Annotated in this window: 9 protein-coding genes; 4 read left to right on the forward strand and 5 right to left on the reverse strand. The window is 67.2% G+C overall.

The features are described 5' to 3' along the window. Window positions 1-10: 10 nt before the first annotated feature. Window positions 11-5,287, reverse strand: a complete 5,277-nt coding sequence (locus ACFQZZ_RS03185; protein WP_378673588.1) for an SDR family NAD(P)-dependent oxidoreductase — start codon at window positions 5,285-5,287, stop codon at window positions 11-13. Then, window positions 5,284-5,526 (reverse strand): acyl carrier protein, encoded by a 243-nt coding sequence (locus ACFQZZ_RS03190; protein ID WP_378673591.1) that lies wholly within the window; start codon window positions 5,524-5,526, stop codon window positions 5,284-5,286. Before ACFQZZ_RS03190 ends, ACFQZZ_RS03185 begins: the two co-directional genes overlap by 4 nt. Window positions 5,527-5,690: 164 nt before the next feature. Between ACFQZZ_RS03190 and ACFQZZ_RS03195 the strand changes: the two genes are divergently transcribed. Both ACFQZZ_RS03195 and ACFQZZ_RS03200 read left to right on the forward strand, forming a co-directional pair. Continuing rightward, the gene (locus tag ACFQZZ_RS03195) at window positions 5,691-6,644 is read left to right on the forward strand and encodes an MBL fold metallo-hydrolase (protein ID WP_378673593.1); all 954 of its coding nucleotides are present in this window, start codon (window positions 5,691-5,693) and stop codon (window positions 6,642-6,644) included. Between the two features lie 42 nt (window positions 6,645-6,686). Next, complete coding sequence (locus tag ACFQZZ_RS03200; RefSeq protein WP_378673596.1) at window positions 6,687-9,371, forward strand: LuxR C-terminal-related transcriptional regulator; 2,685 nt, start codon at window positions 6,687-6,689, stop codon at window positions 9,369-9,371. 39 nt (window positions 9,372-9,410) lie between these two features. Here ACFQZZ_RS03200 and ACFQZZ_RS03205 read toward each other — a convergent pair whose 3' ends face one another. Together ACFQZZ_RS03205 and ACFQZZ_RS03210 are read right to left on the reverse strand one after the other, a co-directional pair. Further along, complete coding sequence (locus ACFQZZ_RS03205) at window positions 9,411-10,502, reverse strand: RNA ligase (ATP) (RefSeq protein ID WP_378673598.1); 1,092 nt, start codon at window positions 10,500-10,502, stop codon at window positions 9,411-9,413. Between the two features lie 105 nt (window positions 10,503-10,607). Next, on the reverse strand, window positions 10,608-11,585 hold the full coding sequence (locus ACFQZZ_RS03210) for an NAD(P)H-dependent flavin oxidoreductase (protein ID WP_378673601.1): 978 nt from the start codon (window positions 11,583-11,585) through the stop codon (window positions 10,608-10,610). Between the two features lie 391 nt (window positions 11,586-11,976). Between ACFQZZ_RS03210 and fadD5 the strand changes: the two genes are divergently transcribed. Continuing rightward, window positions 11,977-13,548, forward strand: a complete 1,572-nt coding sequence (gene fadD5 / locus ACFQZZ_RS03215) for a fatty-acid--CoA ligase FadD5 (RefSeq protein WP_378673604.1) — start codon at window positions 11,977-11,979, stop codon at window positions 13,546-13,548. Between the two features lie 55 nt (window positions 13,549-13,603). Next, window positions 13,604-14,209: a cysteine hydrolase gene (locus ACFQZZ_RS03220; protein WP_378673607.1), complete on the forward strand. Its 606-nt coding sequence runs from the start codon at window positions 13,604-13,606 to the stop codon at window positions 14,207-14,209. Window positions 14,210-14,248: 39 nt separating this feature from the next. Here ACFQZZ_RS03220 and ACFQZZ_RS03225 read toward each other — a convergent pair whose 3' ends face one another. Further along, window positions 14,249-15,673, reverse strand: a complete 1,425-nt coding sequence (locus ACFQZZ_RS03225) for a PLP-dependent aminotransferase family protein (protein ID WP_378673609.1) — start codon at window positions 15,671-15,673, stop codon at window positions 14,249-14,251. Between the last annotated feature and the right edge of the window lie 15 nt (window positions 15,674-15,688).

Consider the following 15,688-nt stretch of genomic DNA (forward strand, 5'->3'; position numbering starts at 1 on the left):
GGTGTGGATATCACGTGGCCTCACGAGGATTCGCCGCGGCGACCCGGTCGGCGAGGGCCGCACCGAGTGCGGTGATGGTCGGGTGCTTGAAGAGCTCGGCGGTTGAGATTCGGATATTGAGCCGGGCTTCGAGGTTGCGCCGCATCTCGATGCCGAGCAACGAGCTGAGGCCGAGTTCATTGAAATCGGCTGTTGAATCGAGGTGTTCGGCAGGCAAGTCGAGGGTGGCGCTGAGCACCGCGCGAATGATCGCGGGCAGTGTCTCGGCCGGATTGTCTCCGGCCTGCGCGGGAGCCGGGTCGGTTACCGGTTTCGATGCGGCAGCCGCCGCGGATTTCTCGGTGGCTGCGAGTAAGTCCCTGAGCCGCAGGGCAACCGGAGATGTGTCGGAAGTCGGTGTGTAGTCCAACGCGAGAAGGTAGGCGCCGTCGTAGTGCAGCGCCTGAGCAAGCAGTTCGGCACCGCGAGCGGTAGTGAACGCGGAGATCCCCGCGCGCCGCAGGTGTGCCGCCCCGCCCGCGGCCTCGGCAAGGCCGGATTCCCAGACACCCCAGCCGATGCTCAGTACTCGACGTTCTGGATAGATGAGAGCGAGTGCGTCCATCGCGGCATTGGCGCCCGCGTAGGCGGCCTGCCCCGGTGCGCCGAGTGCGCCGGTGGCGGAGGAGAACAGCAGCACGAAATCGGTGGGATCGGATGTGGTGAGTTCGATCAGATTGCTTGCGGCACGGTGTTTCGGCGCGAACATTCGCGCGAGTTGCCGACCGGTGACCGCGTCGAATGCCGCGTCCTCCAGACTGCCGGCAGCGTGCACGATGCCGCGGATGGTCGATCCGCATTCACGAATATCGTTGAGCGCGTTGCACAGATCGCTTCGATCGGCGGCATCGCACCGAACCACGACGATCCGGTCCTCCATACCCTCCAGCAGTGCGGGCACCGGTCTCGGTGCGCGGGTCAGCACCACCACATCGTGCGCCCCCGCGTCGAGCAGCCACCGCACCGCGATTGCGCCGAGCGCGCCGAGTCCACCGGTGACCACGTAGGTTCCGTTGGTGTCGATGGGCCCGGGCGTTCCAGATCGGACGCGTGCTGGGGTGAACCGGCGAACGGACGTGGTGCCACGCGAGATTCGCAGCTCCGCAGGCGTCCGTTCGGCCTGCTCGGCGGAGGTCTCCATGATGATGCTGTGCAGCAGCGCGGCGCTCTCCGCGGCTGCGTCGCTCCACACCAGCCGGACGTCGCGTCCCGATTCGAGCTGTAGGGAGCGCACCAACCCGGCGATCGCCATCGGCACCGAGCTGTCGCCGCGGCGGACCGGCTCGTGCGGTGTCGTCGTGATGGCGGGCAGGGCATGTTCCGGGAGCACGACCGTCAATGAGGCAGTGGCGTCGTCGGATTGGACGCGCTGGATGACATCGAGGATTCGCCCGACAGCGGGGACCGGGCCGGGAACTTCTGTCTGTTGCACCCTATCGGGTTCTGACGGCCAGACCAGTACTACCGCGGTGCGAGACGCCGGGGTCCGGCCCGCGAGCACGGCGGAGACGATCGGGCCCGCGGCGTCGGGCTCGCGCGCGACCCGTTCGGTGGGCAGCGTGCGGTCGAGTTCCCTGGTCAGCCGAATGGCCAACTCTGATTCCCCGATCACGAGAGCTCGTTGCGTGTGGGCAGATCCACGTGCCGCCCGGCCGGTCGACGCTTCGGTAACCGACCCGAGCCGTACCGTGCGCCACGTCTCGCGTCGGAAAGGGCCAGTGGCCGACTTGAATTCGATCCGTGGCAGGTACGCACCGAGCGCCGCGAACCGGACCATGACACCGGACAGTGCGAGTACCGGGACGCCGTACTGGTCGGTGCCGACAATGTCACCGGTCAGGCCGGTATCCGTGCGTTCCCGAACGAATGCGTGTGCCTCGAGCACCACCCGATCCGATTCCGTGGACAGCCAAGCGGATTCGAAGCCGATAGGCAGCGGGACCGCGTCGGAAGGCAGACTGTCGAAGCTCGCGCCCGCGAGCAGTTGCAGGCAGCCGTCCAGTGTTGCCGCGCGCTGCAGCGGTGCGGAATCGAAGGTGCCCAGTGCGCGATCGTGCCCGGCCTCGATGGCCCGCAGTGGCCGGAAGCCCGGTCCGTATTCGAGCTGTCGCCCGCGCAGAGCCTGGTAGAAAGCATCGAGATCGATTCTGCGCATGCGATGGCGCGCAGCCCGATTCGCGTCGACAACCCGCATCCACGCGACGATATCCGCGGGTGTCGGGCCACCGCTGAGCCGAGCCGAGGCCAGCGTCCCGGCACCCGCGACCTCCGCCCGTACACCTTCCTCCTCGGCGTTCCGCCGATAGGTGACCGCGGGCAGCGCGGACAGATCAGTCCGCTCGTGCACCGCGAAGTCGGCAACCGTCGTGGCCGCCACGCCTGCTGCCGACCCGTACGCCATGTGCAGCAATCGGCGCAGCCAGAACACGGCGGGCACTGTCGGCACCCCTTGCACTACATGGTCTACGAGATCATCGGCGGGGAAAGCGGATTCATCGATACTGCGATCATCGGTCTCGTTGAATCCGCCGCGCCGTGCGAGGGTGCTGGACGCGACGGATGCACCGTTGCCGCTCAATCCGATGGGTGTGCGCGCAACGACGGACGCTTTGATTTCGGGCTCGTTGATCAGTGGGAATCGACGCTCGAGCCAGTGCCTGCGTGGCGGCCCTGCGGTCAATGGTCCGTGCGTGGACCAGTCGACGGAACGTCCCTCGATGGAAAGGCGTCCGAGGCAGGTCAGAAAGGCCGCTGCCTCGTCATCGCGCCCGGCGACGGGGTGGGCCGAATCCTGGAAGTCGGCATATTCGCGCAAGGCTGGTATCAGCACGGGTTGTGGCGCGATCTCCAGCACGGTGGAGAGCCCGTCGGCGGCGGCCCGCTCGATGGCCGCGGCGAGTTCTACTGTGCCCGAGGCATTGTCGGCCCAATAGTTGGCGTCCATTTCGGCGGTGGTGATCGTTTTGCCCTGGTGCGCAGTGGAATAGATGGGAGTGTGTGGCACCAGCGGGTCGAGATCGTCGAGTGCGTCGGCGAATTGCGGAAGCACCGCCGCGACCTGTGGACTGTGCGCGGCGAAGTCCACGGCGATTCGCTGGGCGAACAGGCCGCGGCGCTTGGCCCGGCGCACGACGGTATCCACGTATCGGAGCGCCCCCGAGACAACAACCGAACGCGGTCCGTTGATCGCCGCGATACCCACCATCGCCCGCAGCGGTTCCACCAGATTCGCCGCCTCGTCCGGCGCCGCCTCCACCACGGCCATCGCACCGTGGCCGTCGAGTTGCGCCAGAATTCTGCTGCGCTGCACGACGACTCGGGCAGCGTCCGACAACGGCAACGCGCCACTCACGGCCGCACCGGCCACCTCGCCGAGGCTGTGGCCGACTACGGCGTCGGGTGTGACACCCCACGACGCCAGCAGTTTCGCCATTCCCACCTGGAAGGCGAAGATCGCAGGCTGCACGAGTTCGGTGGCAGCACTGCCGTTGCCCTCACTCGGGGGAGTGAGGGCAAACCCTTTGCGTGGCGTCCAGACCCGCGGCCCGCCCGCATCGGCAATCGCGTCGGCAGCCTCGGTGACGGCCGCGGCGAACACCGGATAGCGGGCCGCCAGCGCCCGCCCCATCTTCGAATGCTGGCCTCCCTGTCCGGAGAACAGGAACAAGACCCCGCCCTGTCGTCGTACCGAATTCGGACCGAGCACACCGGCACCGGAGTCGCCGGCGGCCAGGGCTCGCAACCGGTTGACAGCCTCGCCCTTGTCACAGGCGACAACTGCGGCCCGAGTGCTCTCCGGGATCAATCGTGCTGTGGCTGAACCGAGTTGTCGCAGTGGATTGGAACCGGTGTCGTGGTGAGCTTCGCCGGTGGTGTCGAGATCGGAATCGAGCAGGTCGGCCCAATGCTCCGCACGTGCACGCAGGTCCGCGATATCGCGCCCGCTCACCGCGATGAGCACAGGCGGCTCGGCGCCGCGCTGTGGGTGTGTGTTGGCAATGCCGCGCAGGACCACGTGGGCATTGGTGCCGCCGAATCCGAACGAGCTCACCCCGGCGCGGCGTTCGGTCACCGGGGTATCGCTCCAGCTGGTGGGTTCGGTCGGTACGCGCAGTCCGTTTTCGGCGAGTTTCAGTAAAGGATTCTCGGTGTGGAAGTTGATGGTCGGCGCGATCACGCCGTGCCGGATGGACAGCGCCGTTTTGATCAGGCCGATGACGCCCGCCGCCGCCTCCATGTGCCCGATGTTGGATTTGATCGAGCCGATCCAGGTCGCCTCGGCGTGGTCACCGCGCAGCACCGCCGCGATGGCGCCGACCTCCACCGCGTCACCCAACGGCGTACCGGTGCCATGGCATTCGAGGTAGCCCGCGGTGCGTGGGTCGAGTCCGGCGTTGGCCCACGCGGCGCGCAGGGTTTCCTGCTGGGCGCGGCCGTTCGGCGCGTACAGGCCGTTGGAGCGACCGTCCGAGCCGACCGCGGAGCCCACGATCTCCGCGTACACCCGGTTGCCCTCACGTAGCGCATCGGCGGTGCGCTGCAGGACAACCACGCCGCAGCCGTCGCTACGGGCGTAGCCGTCGGCCGCGGCGTCGAATGGTTTGCAGCGGCCGTCGGGCGCGAGGAATCCGCCCTCGGCCAGGTAGTCCGAGGTATGCGGCAGCAGCGCGAGGTTGACCCCGCCCACGATGGCGAACGGCACCGCGTCGTCGGCGAGCAGGCGCAGCGCGAGATCCACCGCGGCCAGCGAGGACGAGCAGGCACTGTCCACCACCAGGCTCGGTCCGTGCAGGTCGAGCACGTAGGACAGCCGATTGGCGATGATGCTGAGCGCGGAGCCGGTCACCGCATAGGGTGCGTCGTTCCCGCCACGGCCGAGCACCGCGATCCCGTGATCGTAAGCGCACGCACCGAAGATCACCGCTGCGCCGGAGCCCCTGGTGCGATAGCCGATTCCCGCATCATCGATGGCCTCGATCGCGACTTCCAGCGCAAGCCGCTGCTGGGGATCCATCAGCGCGGCCTCCCGGCCGGAGATGGCGAACCAATCGTTGTCGAAGGATTCGACATCGTCGAGATATCCGCCGCGGCGCGAACCTCGCCGCCCGGCCGGTGGTTCTCCGGTGGCGTCCCTGCCCTCGAGCAGCATCCGCCAGAATTCGGCCACGTCCGCGGCCCCCGGTACTCGGCAGCCGACACCGACGATCGATACCGGCGGAGACGGTCGGCCGGTTGTGGTGGCGGTCATCGCATCGCGAGATGCTCGACCAGTTGCTCGATATCCGGGTGGTCGTATAGCGCGGTGAGCGAAATCTCGACTCCCATGGCATCTTCCAGCTGTGCCGTGAGCCGGGCGAGTTGCAGCGAGCTCAGGCCGAGTTCGCTGAACGGGGCGCTGGTCGATACGGTCGCTGCCTCGACACCGAGCAGATCCGCGATCGCGGCGACGGCTGCGGTGGTGAGTGTGGTCCGCCGGAGACTGGACACGATCCGTTTCCCCTCCCCTTCGACCGAAAGTTGCCGCACGGAGGCTGGTGACCGCCGCGGCCGGTACCCCCAAGAATTATGCCGCAGAAATCGTCGTGGGCAAGGCCGGAAATTGCCTGGGCCCGACGCTTTCACCGACCGTCGTGATCGCTTACGGTGGCACGATGCCCGACAGCAGCGAGCGGACGCCGACCCTGCCCACCGTCTTGCGCTGTTGCGCCGCATTGGCGGCGACGCCGGGACGGTTGCTGCGTCCGCGTCGCCCCGATGCCGAATTGCTCGCGAGTCTGAACGACCCGCAGCCGCTGCCACCCGCGAAGGTCACCGTTGGTCTCACCGTGCTGATGCAGGGCAGGATGTCGGCACCGACGACCATCGTCGCCGAGGGTGTGCGGAGCTTGGGTGAGCTGCCGATGACGATGTCCACCTACCTGATCGAACACCCGAGTGCCCGCTTCCTGGTGGATCCGGCACTGTGCTCCGGTGTGCACGATCGGGTGCTGCCCGAGCTGCCGTTCCCGATCCCGTTGCTGGTGGCCCCGGACAAACCCGTGCTCGGCCTGTCCGATGCCCTGGCCGCCCGCGATATCGCCGTCGCCGCGATCGACTTCGTGATTCCGACCCACCTGCACTGGGACCATGTGTCGGGTCTACTCGAATTGCCCGATTCGGTCCCGGTCCGCCTCCCGGCCGCCGAGCACGCCTGGGCTCTCGGTGGCGAGCACGCCCCGATCGGCGTTGCCCGCGGTCCATTGCGGGCCCGCACCTTCGAAACATTCGAGCTCGATGGGCCACCGGTCTCGACCTTCCCGCGCAGCAAAGACCTGTTCGGCGACGGCTCGGTGCTGCTTGTCGATCTGGCCGGGCACACGCCGGGCAGCATCGGCGTGCTGCTCGCGGTCGACGATGGCAGTCGCGTGCTGTTGGCCGGTGACGCGGTTTGGAACAAACTCCAAGTCGAGCTGATTCGAGAGAAGGCGCCGATGCCGGGGCAGTTGTTCGACGCCGACCGCGATGCCGCTTTCGCCACCATCCACCGGTTGCACGCGTTGCCCGACGGCGTCGAAATCATCGCGGCCCACGACTACACGGCCGTCGCCGCGCTGGCGGCCGAATAGTCCCGTTTGCTGATTTTCCGCAAGCCGCTTAGGTTGACGTACATGCTTTACGGTCGCGCTGGAGAAATACAGCAGATCGGGAGCTTGCTGGACGGGGCACGCCACTCCCGTAGCGGCGCGATGGCCATCATCGCGGAGGCGGGTGAGGGCAAGTCGGCGCTGCTGCACCATGCCGAGGAATTGTCCGGGGCCGGTTGGCGGGTGCTGCGCTGCACCGGTATCGAAAGCGAATCCGAGCTCCCCTTCGCCGGCCTGCACTTGTTGCTCAACCCGACGCTGGACCGGATCGAGGCCGTGCCGAGCCCGCAGCGCGACGCCCTACGCGGTGCGCTGGGTTTGGGTCCGGCCGAGCAGGCCGACCGGTTTCTCGTCGGAGTCGCCACGCTGTCGCTGTTGGCCGAATTGTCCGCCGAGGGCCCGGTGCTGTGTTTGATCGACGACGCGCAGTGGCTCGATCGACCATCGGCCGACGCACTGCTGTTCGCGGCCCGGCGGCTCGGCGCCGAAGGCATCGTGATGCTGTTCGCGGGGCGCACCGAATTCACCGCACCCGGTCTGCCGGAATTGCGGCCGACACCCTTGGACGGAACCGACGCGGGCACCCTGCTCGCGGACTTCTGGCCGGACCTGGCCCCGGCGGTGCGTCGCCGGGTGCTCACCGAGGCATCGGGCAATCCACTGGCGCTGCTCGAATTGCCGCGCATGGATCTCGATTCGCCGCATCTCGGACCTTTGCCCCTGCCGTCACGCCTGCAGACCGGCTATGAGCAGTACATCGCGAATCAGTCCGAGGACGCCCGCACCGCCATGCTGGTGGTCGCCGCCGAGGAGACCGGCGACCTCGGTTTGGTGCTGCGAGTGCTGACCGAAATGGGGCTCACCGCAGACGCGCTCGCCGAGGCAGAGCGCTCCGGCATGGTCGGCGTCATCGCACCTTCGGTGTCGTTTCGGCACCCGTTGAAGCGTGCCGCGGCCTATCACAGTGCGTCTTTCACCCAGCGGCTCGCCGTGCATGTCGCCATCGCCGCGGCACTCGCCGACGATCCGGACCGCAGTGCTTGGCACCGTGCCGCGGCCGCGACGGGACCGGATGAAACCGTCGCCGCCGCTTTGGAAGTCGCCGCCGATCGGGCCCGCGAACGAACCGGTCATGCCACGGCCGCGGCGGCGCTCGAGCGCGCGGCGTCGCTCACTCCGGACCCGGTCGTGCGCGCTCGACGGCTGATGTCCGCGGTCGAAACCGCCGCGGAGGCCGGCCGGACCGACCGTGCCCTCCGCCTTGCCGAGCAGGCCGAGCGATTGCATCTCGAGCCGAGCCAACGCGGCAGGATCGTCGGGGTGCGTGGGCTCATCGAGTTCGAGCACGGCTCATTGCGCAAGGCGCACAACCTGTTCATGGAGGCCGCCGAGCACCTCGCGGAGGTCGATCCCGAGCGTGCCGCCTGGAGTTTGATCGAAGCGGGGCGCGCGTCGTGGACCGCGGGTGACCTCAACGGGGTCTATCGGGCTCGGGACCGGATGGCGGCATTGCCGCTCGGTGAGCAGGGCACGGTGCTGGTTTCCTCGGTGGACGGGCCGCTCTTGCTGCATTCCGGCGATCGGGCACGCGGCGTGGCGCAGATCCGCCAGAGTGTGGCCTTCAGCCGCATGATCCCGCTCGAGATGATCTCCATCCGGCTGGCGTACGCGCTGCAGGCGGCACTGATCGGCGATATGCAGGACGCGCGAGACCTATTGGCGGAGTTGGCCGAGTTACTCCGCAACCGGGGCATGGTCGGCTGGTTGCCCGCGGTCGGCTGCACGCTCGCGACGACGGAGATGATTCTCGGTCGCTTCCGCGAGGCGGAGCTGAACTCGACACAGTACGGGCGGATCGCCGCCGATATCGGCCAGCCGAACCGAGTCACCCACGCGGAAGGAAATCTGGCGATCATCGCGGCTGTCCGCGGCGACGAGCAGCGCTGCCGCGAACTCGCCGCACGCAATTTGCGCGAGTCGACGGGCGACTACAGTGCCATCGATGCCGCGCATTTCGAATGGGCGCTCGCATTGCTCGATCTGGGTTTCGGGCGCTACGAGCTCGCGCTCGATCGACTGGAGGGGCAGTACCACTCGCCGCATCGAGCGCGGGGCCAGTGGATCGATCTGCTGTCGGACCTGGTGGAAGCGGCCGCACGGATGCGGAGTCCGGAGCGTGCTTTCGAGGCATTGGCCGACATCGAGGAGTGGTCGGCAGCCATCGGTTCGCCGTGGGCCGAAGCGTTGATGCTGCGCTGCCAGGCGCTGCTGAGGGGCGACGGCGAGCTGTTCGCCAAGGCGCTGAAATTGCATGCCTCCGCGGAGCGTTGGTACGACTACGCGCGCACCGGCCTGCACTACGGCGAATGGTTGCGCCGTGAACGCCGCGCGGGCGAGGCTCGTACCCACCTGCGCAAGGCGCTGGAGATCTTCGATCGCCTCGGCGCGGCGCCGTGGGCCGAACGTGCCCGTACCGAACTGCGGGCGGCGGGGGAGGGCGCGGTCCCGGAGCCGGAAACGGATCTGGCCGTGGTGCTAACTCCTCAGGAATTCCAGGTGGTCCGGCTGGCGGCCGCCGGAGGGACGAACAAGGAGATCGCCGCCCAGCTGTTCCTGAGCCCGAAAACCGTCGGTCACCACCTATATCGAGCATTTCCCAAGCTGGGTGTAGCCAGCCGCGTCGAACTCGCCCGCCTCAACCTCCACTGACCCGCCCGCGCTCGGCCCGAGCGCGGGCGAGGCCACCGGTTACTCGTACTCGGTGCCGCCGTCGCGCAGCAGGTACGCGTTCGACACGATCTTGCCGATAGCGCGCCCACCGAGTACCGCCGAATAGCGTTCCACCGCAGGCCGAACCACGAGGCCCTCGCGAATATTGGCCCCGGTATCGGTGACGGTCTCGGTGCCCTCCGCGAGTCCAAGCAGCAGATCGACGTCGTAGGGGCCGTCGTAGAGCACCGGAACCCGCGGCAGTGTGATCCCGAGTTCACCGAGCAGCGAACCGATTTCGTCGTGTGCTAGCCAACGCAGCGGCGTGCCCGCCGCCTCGACCGCGATATCGAACAACGCGTATCCCAACGTCTCGTCCCGGCTCGCCGCGGCACCGTAGTGCAAGTCCTGCACCCCAGCGCCGAACACCTCGCCGAACATACCGATCCGCGAAAGATCGAGCGCCTCCGAGATTTTCCGTGCCGCCTCGACCAGCTCGAACCGCCGCACCGCCCGCCAGTACAGGTTGCTGTCGGCGACGGTCAGCGCCAACGACTGTCCGCCGATCCCCTTGGACGAGACATGAACTCGGTCATCGCCCTGGACATAGGTCATCAGGCACGCGCTGCCGTGGATCTTTTCGGTCGCGACAATCACCTCGCCCGCCGCGAAGATATCCGGGTACCGCTTGATGTTCTCGACATCAATCCACCGAATCAGATCCGGCGCCGATTCCACCTGCCCCGACATCGAAACCGGGACCGGCGGAACCCACTTGGTCACCCCGAGTAGCTCCGCGAAATCGGTCCGCTCGGCCTCGGCCCGCGCGAGGTCCGCCTTGCCCACCAGCCCGGGCAGGCAAACGATCCCCTGCGAAACTTCGCCGCGCAACCGCACAGTCTTCACCCGATTGCGGGCGCTACCGGCCAACTTCCCGGTCAGCCCGAGCTCCTCGATCAGCCCATCGGGCAGAATCGCCTGCTCGGGGATGTACAGCGCGTAATCCCCGGTCGCGAACTGCCCCTTGGCGATTACCGCCCGATAGAGCCCGACCTGGGCAAGCTCGAGTCGATCGGCATTCGGATGCGGATGAACAACAAGCCGTTCCGCCGTAACCTGCAAGGTAGACATCGCCGACCCCCTTCTTCGACCGCCGAGCTTACGTTCCGAGAACGCCGACAGTCGAAGGGTTTTCGTGCTCGGGGCCGGAGGCTCGGCTCGAACGGGGTGCGGGGGTCAGCCGACGACGACGGCTCCGGCCAGGCGGGCGGTGATGAGCTCTTCGGCTTCGGCGACCATGCGGGAGATGAGTTCCGCACAGGTGGGGATGTCGTGGATCAGACCCTGGCAGAGGCCTGCCGACCAGATGCCCGCGTCGAGGTCGCCCTCTTCGAAGACGCGGCGGCCACGCGCGCCGGAGACGAGGTCGCGGACATCGTCGAAAGTGCCACCTGCCTTTTCGATTTCGACGACCTTGCGGCTGATCTCGTTGTCGGCGACGCGGGCGGTGTTGTGCATGGTGCGGAAGATGAGCTGGGTATCGCGCTCGGAATTGGCGACGATCTGCTCTTTGACTTTCTGCGCGATCGAGGATTCCTGGGTGCACAGGAAGCGGGTGCCCATGTTGACGCCGTCGGCGCCGAGCGCCAGTGCGGCGACCAGGCCGCGCGCGTCGGCGATGCCGCCGGAGGCGACCATCGGAATGCGCAGTTCGCGGGCGGCGGCGGGGATCAGTACCAGGCCTGGGATGTCGTCCTCACCGGGGTGGCCCGCGCACTCGAAGCCGTCGATGCTGACGCCGTCGACGCCGATGCGCTCGGCCTTGAGCGCATGCCGCACGCTGGTGCACTTGTGCAGCACCTTGATGCCCGCGTCCTTGTAGTACGGCAGGAACGGCTCGGGGTTGCTGCCCGCGGTCTCGACGATCTTGATGCCGCTGTCGATGATGGCCTGCACGTATTCGGCGTACGGCGGCGGGTTGATCGACGGCAGGATCGTGACGTTCACACCGAACGGCTTGTCGGTGAGCTCCCTGGTGCGCTCGATCTCGCGGCGCAGGTCGTCCGGAGTCGGCTGGGTCAGCGCGGTGATGAAGCCGAGCCCGCCGGCGTTGGCGACGGCCGCGACGAGTTCGGCCCGGCCGACCCACATCATGCCGCCCTGCACGATCGGATGCTCGACGCCGAAGGTCTCGGTGAACCTGGTACGCAGCATTGCGTTTCTCCTATGCCTTGCGCGGGCGCGGTGCTCGCCTGAAACGGGTGGACGCCGTCGTCCGGGGGCCGACGGCTGGAGCCATCCGCCCTTCGGCATTGATGGTGACACGGGAATCACCTCGCATTCAACTCTTAAGTGAGCCGACATTCGCATCATCACTACCCATTCGTGCGATCCATGGTCTTGTCTAAGGCTCGCTGGAGCCGATGAATATGCAGTTAGAAGACGTTTTGTTGCGTGGAGGCTTGCGCTGAGGTGATTAACGATGATTCATATCTTGGTCTCTTGATCGATCGGTAAGTTAGTTGTTATTCTGATCTCAGTTCAGCCCGTCAGCGCTGTCGGACACCCCCGGCGGACATCTGACGGTCCGAGAGGAGTTCGTGGCATGACCACTGGTGTACAGCCGCTCGACGAGCCGATCAGGTCGCGGCGAAACCACTGGAACAACCAGATCGCGTCGCATGCGCAGATGCGGCCGGACGCGGTCGCGATTCGGTTCCGTGGGGTGGACACCACGTGGCAGCAGCTCAACGAGCGTTCGCTGAAGTTCGCCGACGCGCTCGCCCGACGCGGCGTCGGTTTCGGCGATCGCGTGCTCATTCTCGCGCTGAACTACCCCGAGTACCTCGAAGCGGTCTTCGGTATCAACGCCATCGGCGCCATCGCGGTGCCGGTGAACTTCCGCCTCACCCCACCCGAGGTCGCCTACATAGTCGGCGACAGCGGCGCCAAGGCGATCGTCACCGACACCATGCTGCAGCCGCTGGCCGCGGCCGTGCGTGGACAGACGCCCGCGTTGGAGACCTGCATCGTGATCGGTGGCAAGACCGCCGACGGTGTGTTCGGCTATGACGACGTGCTGGCCGAAGGCGGTACTGCGCACACTCCGCTCGACGTCCCCGAGGACACCCCGGCGCTGATCATGTACACCTCGGGCACCACGGGCAGCCCCAAGGGTGCGGTGCTCTCGCACGCCAACATGAACGCCCAGTCACTGACCTGCATCCGAGCCATGGACCTCGGTCCCGAATCGGTCGGCTTCTGTACCTCGCCGTTGTTCCACATCGCCGGAATCGGCAGCCTCGCTCCGTATTTCCTGCTCGGCGGCAAGACCGTCCTGCACCCGCTCGGCGCCTTCGATGCGACCGACTTCCTCGACGCGGTCGAGCGCGAGCAGGCAACCGCGGCTTTCTGCGTGCCCGCCCAATGGCAGCTGATCTGTGCGGAGCCGACGGTCAAGGACCGCAAGCTCGCGCTGACGATGCTCAGCTGGGGTGCGGCCCCGGCCTCCGACACGGTGCTGCGGGCAATGGCGGACTGCTTTCCCAACGCCGCCAACGTCGCCGTGTTCGGCCAGACCGAAATGTCTCCTATCACTTGCGTACTCGAAGGCAAGGACGCGATTCGCAAGCTCGGCTCGGTCGGCAAGCCCATCCCGACCATTCAGGCCCGCATCGTCGACGACGAGATGAACGATGTCGCGCCCGGTGCGATCGGCGAAATCGTCTACCGCGGACCGACTCTCATGTCGGGCTACTGGAACAAGCCGGAGGCGACGGCGGACGCCTTCGCGGGCGGCTGGTTCCACTCCGGTGACCTGGTCCGCGCCGACGAAGAGGGCTTTCTCTACGTCGTGGACCGCAAGAAGGACATGATCATCTCCGGCGGCGAGAACATCTACTGCGCCGAGGTGGAGAACGTGCTTTTCGCGCATCCGAAGATCCGCGAGGCCGCGGTGGTCGGGCGGGCGCACGAGAAGTGGGGCGAGGTCCCGGTCGCCATCGTCGCCCTTGTCGATGCGGCCGCGGAGCTCACGCTGGCAGAGCTGGAGCCCTTCCTCAACGAGAACCTGGCGCGCTACAAGCACCCGAAGGATCTGGTCGTGGTGGCCGAGCTGCCTCGCAACGCCAGTGGCAAAGTCGTGAAAGTCCAACTGCGCAAGGATTATTCGTCCTGACGGTTAGGACGATAATCGGGTAGACATCCGTTGGGCGGGTGCGTAAGGATCAGTCATGGCTACTCCCCGCATCCGCGCGGCTGTTCTCGCGTTGCACTGGCAAGTGAATGTCATTCGGCCCGAAGGGTTTTTCGGACCGATGCTGGCTGGCCCCGTCGCGGCCAGCGGTGTCGTGCCGCGCGCGACGAACTTCCATAACGTGGCGGCCGAGCGCGACGTGCCGGTGGTCTTCACCCGCTTCACCATTCCGATCGGCGAAGGCGAACTGGTGCGCAATACCGGGTTCATGCGCACCGTCGGTGCGGCCCAGACCGATTTCCGCCCGGATTCCCCGGCCAACCAGCTCATTCCGGAGATGATCGAACAGCCGACGATCGTCTTCGACAACCAGAAGCTCTCCGGCCTCGCGGGCAGCAAGCTCGCGGACTGGCTCGCCGACCAAGGCATCGACACCCTGTTCCTGACCGGCGTCGCCACCAATCTCACGGTCGAGCAAACCGCCCGCCACGGCACCGATCTCGGCTTCACCGTCCATCCGATCGCGGACTGTGTCGCCGCGCCGACCGCCGAGGCAGCCGAGGCCTCGCTGGCGAACCTCGAATTGACCACGGCAGGCTGCCTCACGGCCGACCAGGCGCTGGCTCTGATCGATCGCCGCTGATCTTCCTGCCACCTCCTTCGAAAAGCGAACGAGCTGGTCCTACATCGCGAGAACGGGTGGTGCGGTGACGGGCCGCCGCGGCGGACGGTAGGTGCGCCAGGCCTCGGCGAGGCGATCGACGGCCGTGCTGAGCGTCTCCGGTGGATGCAGGAAGTGGATCCGCAGGTGGCTTTCGGAGCCGCCTGTCGGATCGAGTCCGCTGCCTGCCAGGATCGAAACCCGGTGGCGTAGTGCGGCTTGCGCGAAGGAGACGCCGTCACCGTGTGGTAGCCGGACCCACAGGGTCTGGCCGCCTTCCACCGGCGGCACCTCCCAGTCGGGGAGACGACGTGCCAGCTCCGCGCGCAGATGGTCGTGACGCATTTTGCGCTCGGGTGCCTGTTGGTGCAGCAGGCCATCGAGGCGGGGCAGCAGTTCGGCGGCGGCGAGTTGGGCGGGCAGGTTGCCGCCGAGGTCGTGTACGGCACGCAGTCGAGCCAGCTTGGTGATGACGGGGGCGGCCGCGCGTATCCATCCGACGCGCAGTCCGCCCCAGACGCTCTTGCTCAACGAACCGATGGTGATCACGGCGTCCGAGAAGGCGGCCAGCGGCGGCGGTGTCTCGTGGCCCGGAAAGCCGAGCGCGGCGAGAACTTCATCGTCGATCAGCGGTATCCCTTCGTCGGCAGCGGCTTGCGCGAGGCGGCGACGAGCGAGCGCGGACAGGACCGAACCGGTCGGGTTCTGAAAGGTGGGGATCACATAGGCCATAGCCGGACGGTCGTCGCGTACCGCGGCCGCGAAACCGCCCAGCCCGGGTGGCAGCCCGGACAGTACCGCCGCTTCCTCTCGGAATGCCTCCATGGCGCCGGGGTAGGTGGGTGCTTCCACGAGCACTCGATCACCCGGCCGGAGATAGGCCCGCGCGAGCAGCGAAAGCGCCTGCTGGCCACCGGTGGTCACGAGGATTTGCGCGGGATCGGTCGGCACGCCGCGACCGCGGTAGTACTCGGCGACAGCGTGACGCAGGACAGGATGCCCGGAGGGGTAGTAGCCGATGTCGTCGGTGGTCGCGGCCAGCGCGGGCAGCATCGCCGCATAGGACTCGGCCAGCTCCGGAGGGGGACGGTCCGGCGCCGCACAGGCAAGCGAGATCACGTCGGATCGTGGTTCGAGCAGGTCGAGAAACATCGGCTCGCTCGTGGTTCCCGGCGTGTCCACCCGAGGGGTACCCGCCACCCTGGTGCCGCTGCCCTGTCGTCGCACGATCCGGCCCTCGTCGGCCAGCAGGTCGTAGGCCGAGACCACGGTGCTACGTCCGACCGCCAAGGCGTTGGCGAGTACACGGTCCGGTGGCAGCAGTGCGCCAGCGGGCAGTTCGCCGTCGTCGATCAGTCGTCGCAGCCCCGTGGCAAGCAAGGCATACAACGGGCCGCGGCCTGCCGACCAGCGGCCGAGGCGTTCTATCACGTTGATTGGATCCATAGGCAAACCAATTAT

Source organism: Nocardia sp. GCM10030253 (genome assembly GCF_042675075.1).
GTDB lineage: Bacteria > Actinomycetota > Actinomycetes > Mycobacteriales > Mycobacteriaceae > Nocardia.

Bases quoted from the DNA above. Each gene is read 5' to 3' on its own strand.
- ACFQZZ_RS03185 (WP_378673588.1), bottom strand. From the start codon at position 5,287: ATGACCGCCACCACAACCGGCCGACCGTCTCCGCCGGTATCGATCGTC.
- ACFQZZ_RS03195 (WP_378673593.1), top strand. From the start codon at position 5,691: ATGCCCGACAGCAGCGAGCGGACGCCGACCCTGCCCACCGTCTTGCGC.
- ACFQZZ_RS03200 (WP_378673596.1), top strand. From the start codon at position 6,687: ATGCTTTACGGTCGCGCTGGAGAAATACAGCAGATCGGGAGCTTGCTG.
- ACFQZZ_RS03205 (WP_378673598.1), bottom strand. From the start codon at position 10,502: ATGTCTACCTTGCAGGTTACGGCGGAACGGCTTGTTGTTCATCCGCAT.
- ACFQZZ_RS03210 (WP_378673601.1), bottom strand. From the start codon at position 11,585: ATGCTGCGTACCAGGTTCACCGAGACCTTCGGCGTCGAGCATCCGATC.
- fadD5 (WP_378673604.1), top strand. From the start codon at position 11,977: ATGACCACTGGTGTACAGCCGCTCGACGAGCCGATCAGGTCGCGGCGA.
- ACFQZZ_RS03220 (WP_378673607.1), top strand. From the start codon at position 13,604: ATGGCTACTCCCCGCATCCGCGCGGCTGTTCTCGCGTTGCACTGGCAA.
- ACFQZZ_RS03225 (WP_378673609.1), bottom strand. From the start codon at position 15,673: ATGGATCCAATCAACGTGATAGAACGCCTCGGCCGCTGGTCGGCAGGC.